Origin of the sequence: Streptomyces sp. WAC04114, assembly GCF_019733245.1 — a bacterium.
Classification (GTDB): Bacteria; Actinomycetota; Actinomycetes; order Streptomycetales; family Streptomycetaceae; genus Streptomyces; species Streptomyces massasporeus_A.
The window spans coordinates 20,587-29,309 of record NZ_JAIGQA010000101.1; the positions used below are offsets into that span (position 1 = coordinate 20,587).

The 8,723-nt window shown below is 71.5% G+C and carries 7 protein-coding genes and 1 pseudogene; 4 read left to right on the forward strand and 4 right to left on the reverse strand.

Annotated elements, in window-relative coordinates:
• Positions 1-61: 61 nt before the first annotated feature.
• On the reverse strand, positions 62-325 hold the full coding sequence (locus tag K4G64_RS23980; RefSeq protein ID WP_010034659.1) for a WhiB family transcriptional regulator: 264 nt from the start codon (positions 323-325) through the stop codon (positions 62-64).
• A gap of 655 nt (positions 326-980) precedes the next feature.
• Between K4G64_RS23980 and K4G64_RS23985 the strand changes: the two genes are divergently transcribed.
• The 4 genes from K4G64_RS23985 (at position 981) to K4G64_RS24000 (ending at position 4,872) form a co-directional block, all read left to right on the forward strand.
• Entirely contained in the window at positions 981-1,487 is a 507-nt protein-coding gene (locus K4G64_RS23985) for a cysteine dioxygenase family protein (RefSeq protein WP_221758082.1), read from the forward strand.
• 35 nt (positions 1,488-1,522) lie between these two features.
• Entirely contained in the window at positions 1,523-2,482 is a 960-nt protein-coding gene (gene cofD, locus K4G64_RS23990; protein WP_097217003.1) for a 2-phospho-L-lactate transferase, read from the forward strand.
• Positions 2,479-3,798 carry a coenzyme F420-0:L-glutamate ligase gene (locus K4G64_RS23995; RefSeq protein WP_221758083.1) on the forward strand — a complete coding sequence of 440 codons (1,320 nt, stop codon included), beginning with the start codon at positions 2,479-2,481 and terminating at the stop codon, positions 3,796-3,798. The genes cofD and K4G64_RS23995 overlap by 4 nt, the downstream gene beginning before the upstream one ends.
• A gap of 72 nt (positions 3,799-3,870) precedes the next feature.
• The gene (locus tag K4G64_RS24000; protein ID WP_221758084.1) at positions 3,871-4,872 is read left to right on the forward strand and encodes a DNA-3-methyladenine glycosylase; all 1,002 of its coding nucleotides are present in this window, start codon (positions 3,871-3,873) and stop codon (positions 4,870-4,872) included.
• A gap of 35 nt (positions 4,873-4,907) precedes the next feature.
• Here K4G64_RS24000 and K4G64_RS24005 read toward each other — a convergent pair.
• The 3 genes and pseudogenes from K4G64_RS24005 to K4G64_RS24015 form a co-directional block, all read right to left on the reverse strand.
• Positions 4,908-5,899: pseudogene (locus tag K4G64_RS24005) on the reverse strand (RNA-guided endonuclease InsQ/TnpB family protein).
• A gap of 321 nt (positions 5,900-6,220) precedes the next feature.
• The gene (locus K4G64_RS24010; protein ID WP_221758085.1) at positions 6,221-7,303 is read right to left on the reverse strand and encodes an NDP-sugar synthase; all 1,083 of its coding nucleotides are present in this window, start codon (positions 7,301-7,303) and stop codon (positions 6,221-6,223) included.
• Between the two features lie 133 nt (positions 7,304-7,436).
• Positions 7,437-8,723, reverse strand: a 1,287-nt coding sequence (locus K4G64_RS24015; protein WP_221758086.1) for a peptidoglycan recognition protein, incomplete at its 5' end; no start/stop codon positions are given.

Genomic DNA, 8,723 nt, shown 5'->3' on the forward strand with positions numbered 1-8,723 from the left:
GACGGCCCGCCGCCTGTGGATAACCCACGGGCGACGGGCCGTTCACGAAGAGGGGTGGGGGTCAGACGGCGGCCTTCTTCAGCCGACGGCGCTCCCGCTCGGACAGGCCGCCCCAGATGCCGAATCGCTCGTCGTTGGCGAGGGCGTACTCGAGGCACTCGGAGCGGACCTCACAGGCGAGGCAGACCTTCTTGGCCTCCCTGGTCGAGCCGCCCTTCTCGGGGAAGAAGGACTCGGGGTCGGTCTGGGCGCACAGCGCGCGCTCCTGCCAGCCGAGTTCCTCGTCCGCATCGTCGACCAGCAGTTGCTGCACCGTCTCGGTCATGTGCGCCCCTCGTCTGTCTTCGCGTCCCCGTGATCTAGCCGTTACCGATTCCGGCTGAACGACACGAGTGAAATTACAAGTGTGCTGCTCCGGGCGAGTCAAGCCGAGATCTGCTATTGAGCCCCTTATTCACTCTGCGGAACCAAGCCCATGCGGAAAGTGTTCAAATCACCATAAAACCTGACACACCGACGGAGCCCCTGCGGGTTCACACCTTCCGACGGACCCCTCGCAGACCTGTACGGAGAAGGACGCCCAGGAGTTCGATCTCGTTCCGACACGCACGCCGAAGCGAAACGGATCACAGTCGGATCACGAGTACGCAACGGGGTTTGTGCGCCCGGTGGACGCCATGTGTCCCGGACGGGCCATGAACAAACCTTTCATCTGAGCGATCGACCGGATGAGGTGAACCACATCCCACATACCGGGTGTCGAGTTGACAGTGAAGGTGTGAACCGGTGTCCTTGTGGGCATGCTCGCGAACTTGGCGCTCACCTCGACCCGCACCGCCGGGTCCCACGGTGCTGCCCGCGCTCGCTGTAGCTGTTGCTGTTCCAGCTGTTGAGCCACACCCGCTCCAGCTGAAGGCCGGGCCACCCGCATCTCGGCTTCGTTCCCTCTGACCTTCTTTCACTGAGGAACCACGCACCCCATGAACAGCGACAGCGACCTCCAGATCGCCGGTGACATCCTCGAAGTCACCCACCTCCTGCAGACCCCACGCGAGCACCCGGCCACCGTCGCCGAGTTCGTCGGACTGGCCCGCTCGATCGCCGAGGACCGCTCCCAGTGGGAGCACCTCGTCCGCTACGACGCGGCCAGCCGCTGGTACCACCGGCTGCGCACCGGTCCCGGCTACGAGGTGTGGCTGCTGTCCTGGGTGCCCGGCCAGGGCAGCGGACTGCACGACCACGGCCGCTCCTCCGGTGTGCTGACCGTCCTGGACGGCACGCTGACCGAGCGCACGGAGCGGGGCACGCGCGCGTTGCGGGCCGGCGCGCAGCGCGTGTTCGCGCCGGGGTACGTGCACGAAGTCGTCAACGACGCGCTGGAGCCGGCGGTGAGCCTGCACGTCTACTACCCGGGCCTCACCGAGATGCCGATGCACACGGCCCCGCACTGCGAGGCCCGGGCCCTGCCGGGTGCCGTGACTGCCTGACCCGGATGTCGTAGCCGCCTGCAAGACTGTCGCCCATGCGCATTGTGGTTCTGGCAGGCGGCATCGGCGGTGCCCGGTTCCTGCGTGGTCTGAAGCAGGCCGTCCCGGACGCGGACATCACGGTCATCGGCAACACCGGGGACGACATCCACCTCTTCGGGCTGAAGGTCTGCCCGGACCTCGACACGGTGATGTACACGCTCGGCGGCGGCATCAACGAGGAGCAGGGCTGGGGTCGCGCCGACGAGACCTTCCACCTGAAGGAGGAGCTCGCGGCGTACGGCGTCGGGCCCGAGTGGTTCGGCCTCGGCGACCGGGACTTCGCCACGCACATCGTGCGGACCCAGATGATCGGCGCCGGATACCCGCTGAGCGCGGTGACGGAGGCGCTGTGCGACCGCTGGAAGCCGGGCGTGCGCCTGATCCCCATGTCCGACGACCGCGTCGAGACCCATGTGGCCGTCGAGATGGACGGCGAGACCAAGGCGATCCACTTCCAGGAGTACTGGGTGCGGCTGCGCGCCTCGGTGCCCGCCCGGGCCGTCGTGCCGGTGGGCGCCGACCAGGCGAAGCCCGCGCCGGGCGTCCTGGAGGCCATCGCCGAGGCCGACGTGATCCTCTTCCCGCCGTCCAACCCGGTCGTGTCGATCGGCACGATCCTCGCCGTGCCCGGCATCCGGGAGGCGATCGCCGACGCCGGGGTGCCGGTCGTCGGCCTCTCCCCCATCGTCGGTGACGCGCCCGTGCGGGGCATGGCCGACAAGGTGCTCGCCGCCGTGGGCGTCGAGTCGACCGCGACGGCGGTGGCCGAGCACTACGGCTCGGGCCTGCTGGACGGCTGGCTCGTCGACTCGGTGGACGCGGGCGCGGTGGAGCAGGTCGAGGCGGCCGGGATCCGCTGCCGGGCCGTGCCGCTGATGATGAGCGACACCGACGCGACCGCGCGGATGGCCCAGGAGGCGCTGGCGCTGGCCGAGGAGGTGCGGGGGGCGTGAGCGACGCGACGCATGGACCCGCCGGGTACCGGGTGTGGGCCGTGGGCGGCATACCGGAGGTCGCGGCCGGGGACGACCTGGCCAAGCTGATCGCGGCCGCCGAGCCCGGCCTGGCCGACGGGGACGTGCTGCTCGTCACCTCGAAGATCGTGTCCAAGGCGGAGGGCCGGATCGTCGAGGCCGCCGACCGGGAGGCCGCGATCGACGCCGAGACGGTCCGGGTGGTGGCCCGGCGCGGCGCCCTGCGGATCGTCGAGAACCGGCAGGGCCTGATCATGGCCGCCGCCGGGGTGGACGCGTCCAACACCCCCTCCGGGACGGTGCTGTTGCTGCCCGAGGACCCGGACGCCTCGGCCCGCGCCATCCGGGAGGGGCTGCGCGACGCCCTCGGGGTGGACGTCGGCGTCGTCGTCACCGACACCTTCGGGCGGCCCTGGCGGGCCGGGCTCACGGACGTCGCGATCGGCGCCGCCGGAGTGCGCGTGCTCGACGACCTGCGCGGCGGCACGGACGCGTACGGCAATCCGCTCAGCGCCACCGTCGTCGCCACGGCCGACGAACTCGCCGCCGCCGGCGACCTGGTCAAGGGCAAGGCCGCGGGGCTGCCCGTCGCCGTGGTGCGCGGGCTCCCGCACCTGGTGGCGGAGGGCGACCGCGGCGAGGGCGCCCGGGCCATGGTCCGCGGCGCGCGCGACGACATGTTCCGCCTCGGCACCTCCGAGGCGGTACGGCTGGCCGTGACCCAGCGGCGTACGGTCCGGTCCTTCACGGACGAGCCCGTCGACGCGAATGCCGTACGGCGGGCCGTGGCCGCGGCCGTGACGGCACCGGCACCGCACCACACGACACCCTGGCGGTTCGTCCTGCTGGAGTCGGAGGAAGCGCGGACACGGCTGCTCGACGCCATGAAGGACGCCTGGATCGCCGATCTGCGCCGGGACGGCAAGAGCGAGGAGTCCATCGCCAAACGGGTCCGGCGCGGGGACGTCCTGCGCAACGCGCCGTACCTCGTCGTGCCCTGCCTGGTCATGGACGGCTCGCACACCTACGGCGACCCCCGGCGGGACGGCGCCGAGCGGGAGATGTTCGTGGTCGCCACGGGCGCGGGCGTGCAGAACTTCCTGGTCGCGCTGGCCGGGGAGCGGCTGGGGTCGGCCTGGGTGTCGTCGACGATGTTCTGCCGGGACGTGGTGCGCGAGGTGCTGGACCTGCCCGCGGACTGGGACCCGATGGGGGCGGTGGCCGTCGGGCATCCGGCGGAGGAGCCCCGGCCCCGGCCCGAGCGGGATGCGGGGGCGTTCATCGAGGTGCGGTGACAGAGCGGTGACAGCTGCCGGGCGGCGCCTACGCTCGTAGGGCTGCTCCTTACGGATCCAGGGACGACTTTCATGGCAGGACGGTTCGCTCAGCGGCCCACTCGCACGACGGTGCGCGGTGGGCATGTCGCCGTGCCCGCGGGGATGCCGCGGCAGGCGGCGGGACCGGGCCGGCTGCGGGAGTGGGTGCCGGACGGGCCGCTGGATCTCGGGCTGGTGCTCGGGCCGTTGCGGCGCGGGCCCGGCGATCCGACGTTCCAAACGACGCCGGACGGGTCCGTGTGGCGGACCAGCCTCACTCCGGCCGGGCCGGGAACGCTGCGGGTGTGCGCGTACGGCGGTGGGGTGCGCGGGCAGGCCTGGGGGCCCGGGGCCGAGTGGCTGCTGGAGCGATTGCCGGAGCTGCTCGGGGCCGCGGACGATCCGTCGGTGTTCGTGCCGCGGCACCGGCTGCTGGCGTCGACCCGGCATCGGCGGCCGGGGTTGCGGCTGACGCGGAGCGGGCTCGTGCTGGAGTCGTTGATCCCGTCGATCCTGGAGCAGAAGGTCACGGCCGACGAGGCGTACCGGGCGTGGCGGCTGCTGGTGCGGAAGTTCGGGGAGCCGGCGCCGGGGCCCGCGCCCGCGCGCATGTACGTGATGCCGGCGCCGCGGACGTGGGCGTTGATCCCGTCGTGGGAGTGGCATCGGGCCGGGGTCGACAACAAGCGGGCGTCGACGATCCTGCGTGCCGTGCGGGTCGCTGCGCGGCTGGAGCAGGCGGTGGGAATGGAGCCCGGGGCGGCTCGCGCGCGGCTGGAGCTGGTGCCGGGGATCGGGCCGTGGACCTCCGCGGAGACGGTGCAGCGCAGTCATGGTGCGGCGGACGAGGTGACGGTGGGGGATCTGCATCTGCCCGGGATCGTGGGGTGGGCGCTGGCCGGGGACCGGGACGCGGATGACGCGGTGATGCTGGAGCTGCTGGAGCCGTACGCGGGGCAGCGGCATCGGGCGGCCCGGTTGATTCTGCTGAGCGGGAGGGTGCCGGCGCGGAGGGTGCCGAAGATGCCTCGGTGGGATATCGGGCAGTTTTGAATCCTCCCCCTCCCTGTGGGAAGGGGATTCCTGGCTCAGGCTGCCTCCTGGAGCGGCGCTCCAGGAGGTCTTGCGCCGTCAGCGCCAGCCGGGTTGAGACCAGCCCGGTGGAGCATCACGCGTGCGGAGTTCTTGTCCCGTGGGGACACGGTCCCGCATGCGGTGCAGGTGTAGGTGCGCTCACCCAGCGGCAGTGCATGCTTGGCTCTCGTCATGCAGTTGGCGCAGTCCATCGTGGTGTGCGCGGGGTGGACCAGGCGGATGTCCCGCCCGTGCTTGCGGCCCATTTCGACCAGGGCCTTCTTGGTGGCGCCGATGGCGGCGTCCGCGGCCTTGCGCGCCATGGTGCTCTTGGCCAGGAGCTTCGGACGGAAGTCCCCCACAGCGACAGCGTCGTGGTTGCGGACCACCTTCTTGGCCCACTTCCGGCCGGTGTCCTGGCGCTGCCGGGTGACCTTCTTGTACGCCTTCGCCCGCAGCTTCCGCACCTCGCGGTAACCCCTCGATGCCGGCTGTACGCGCACCGAGGACGGCTCCGTGGGCAACTCCCGCGACCACACCATCCTCACCACAATCCCGCCCGCCAGATACAGACCGCCGTCCTTCAACCGGAACCCACGCCGGGTGTAGTTCAGGGTCGCCAGCGCCTCACGCTTCTTCTTGTGCGTGGGCATCCCCGCCCGGCGTGCCATGGGTAGGCGCGCTTTGACGTCTTGCGCCTTGGCGCGGGAGCGGCCGAAGTCGCGGATGACCTGCTGCTGGACAACCGACGAGCCCTGCCCCAGCCACGGGATCGTCTTCCGGGCCTCGGTCAGCATCCGGTCGAGCTGCCTAGGGCCGCACGACCGCGTCTCACCACTCGCCTTGTTGTGCAGATACACAGCCCTGGACTTCGCCACACACTCGTTCCACAGCCAACGGCACCGGTCCCACTCCGCCACAAGGCCGCACGAGCGGTAGCCGACACGCGCAACCGGTAGGTGTAGCGGGCATGACCGGCCTCCACAGCCACCCCCACCTGCGTCATCCCGCCCCCGTAGTCCCGGCCCTGGACAGCATGGCGTCCCGAACCCCGTAAAGGGACCGTACGTACGACCGCCGCATGCGCGTGCTCAGTCCGCGGCCGTCACCCTGAGGTGCGGGCAGCTTGGTGCTCGGCGTTGGTGCCGGGGGCGGGTGGGTGCGCAACTCGGCGCGACGAGGTGCCTCCCCCAAGCTCTCGGCTTCGCTCGAGCAGGGGGGACCCCCACGCCCACCCGTGCCGCCCCCAGCGGCACGCATGCCCGCAGCTGGGCGGCTGCGCACGCCCGGCGGGGGCGGCACGCGTGCTCGCAACGGCGGTCCCCGCCTACTGGTCCGATGAGAAGCGGACCGCTCCCGCCGGGATGCGGGCGTCGCACCAGATGCGGGCGCCCTCCAGGAGTTCGTTGTCGGAGCCGATCACCGCGCCGTCGCCTATGACCGTGCCCGTGAGGACCGAGCGCTGACCGACGCGGGCCCTCGTGCCGATCAGGGAGTCGGTGATGACCGCGCCCGGTTCGATGACCGCGCCGGGCATGATCGTGCTGCCGAAGATCCGCGCGCCCTCGGCGACGAAGGCGCCCTCGCCCACCACCGTGCCGCCCGACAGCTTCGCGTCGGACGCGACCTGCGCCGTGGGCAGGACCAGGCGGTCGCCGCAGCGGCCGGGGACGGCGGGCGAGGGGGCGCGGCCGAGGACCAGGTCCGCCGAGCCGCGGACGAAGGCGGCCGGGGTGCCGAGGTCCAGCCAGTACGTCGAGTCGACCATGCCCTGGAGGTGGGCTCCGGCCGAGAGGAGGCCGGGGAAGGTCTCCCGTTCCACCGAGACCGGGCGGCCCAGCGGGATCGAGTCGATGACCGAGCGGCGGAAGACGTACGCCCCCGCGTTGATCTGGTCGGTGACGATCTCCTCGGGCGTCTGCGGCTTCTCGAGGAAGGCCTGGACCCTGCCCGTGTCGTCCGTGGGGACCAGACCGTAGGCGCGCGGGTCCGTGACCTTGGTGAGGTGCAGGGAGACGTCCGCGCCCGTCGTCTCGTGGGTGTCGACCAGGGCCCGGATGTCCAGGCCCGTCAGGATGTCGCCGTTGAAGATCAGGACCGGGTCGTCGGGGCCGGAGTGCAGCCGGGAGGCCACGTTGCGGATGGCGCCGCCGGTGCCGAGCGGCTCCTCCTCCGTGACGTACTCGATGTGCAGCCCGAGCGCGGCGCCGTCACCGAAGTACGGCTCGAAGACCTCGGCCAGGTAGGACGTGGCCAGGACTATGTGCTCGACACCCGCGGCTCTCGCTCTCGCCAGCTGGTGCGTGAGGAAGGGCACTCCGGCCGCCCGGACCATGGGCTTGGGCGTGTGCACCGTGAGCGGGCGCAGCCGGGTGCCCTTGCCGCCGACCAGGAGGATCGCTTCAGTCACGTGTCGTCTCTGCTTCCTGCCGGGACCGGCCGAACTCTCTTTCGGCCGGTCAGTGTATGCAGACCGTTCCGTGGCGCCTTCGTTGGCCGTGCGGCATGCCGCCCCCTGCCCCCCGTAGGCGGTGAACGTGTGCTCAGCGACCCTGGTAGCGGGCCGCCTTGGAGCGGGCCGAGCCGAGCTTTCCGTAGAGCTTGCGTCCCGGGCACTCGGTCTTGAAGCCGTCCCGGTGCCCCGAGATCACGTTCAGTCGGACCTTCTTACCTTTTCGGTGGAGATTGCTGCCGGCGGACGTCAGGTTCGTCTTCCCCTTCGGATTCACCCGGTACAGCCCCAGCTTCCACGCGGTCAGCCGGGCGACGGCCTTGACCGCGGACTTCGACGGCTTGGTGGCGCCGTAGGTCCCGAGGACGGCGATCCCCATGCTGTTGCTGTTGAAACCCAGGGTGTGCGCGCCGAGGACCGGCTTCGCCACGCCCCCGGCGCGGCCCTCGTAGATCTTTCCGCACTTGTCGATGAGGAAGTTGTAGCCGATGTCCCGCCAGCCCATGCTCTTGACGTGGTAGCGGTAGATACTGCGGATGAGTGACGGGACCTGCGAGCAGCGGTAGTTGTTGCCGCTGGCCGTGTGGTGCACGAAGGCCGCCTTGACCTTCTTCGTGTAGCGGAAGCCGCTCTCCCGCAACCCCTCGTTCGCCCCCCAGCCGCGCCGCGTGACGATACCGGGGCGCGGTCCGACGTACGGCTTGGCCTGCAGTTGCCGCTCCGTCAGCTCGCCCGCGTTGAGGGCGAGGTATTCCTGCTCGGTCTCGGCACGGTTCAGTGCCGCGATCTCGGTGGCGCCGAGGGGGGCGAGTTCGGCATTGACGAGAGAGGACTCGGTGGCGGCGAGGGCCTCGGTGGCGGCGGAGGTCTCGGCGTTCGGGGCGCCGGCGGCGCGGGGGCCTTCCTCGGTGCCGAGGGCTGCGTCCTCGTCCTCACCGGGGTCGACGAGTTCGAGCCGGAGGCCCGAGGGCAGTGGGGGCGCGGCGGGCAGGTTGCGGGCGCCTGAGGTGTGTCCGGCGGAGTCGGCCGCCGGGTCGTCGGACTCGGAGCGGACCCGCAGTTCCACGCCGTCGGAGTCGCCGACCCACAGCGGGGCCGTGGCACCGCGGACGCGGCCCGAGGCCCGCTCGGGGGTGTCCGGGTCGGCGGCGTGGTCGGCGTTGTGGGTCTCCACGTCCTGCCAGCCCGACCAGGTGCCGGTGCCGGCGGCGCGGGTGCGGACCTGGACGCGGCCGTGCAGTTCGGCGTCCGGGTCGTCCCAGACGACGCCGACGAGGGAGAAGTGGCGTACGGCGCGGCGGGCAGGTTGCGGGCGCCTGAGGTGTGTCCGGCGGAGTCGGCCGCCGGGTCGTCGGACTCGGAGCGGACCCGCAGTTCC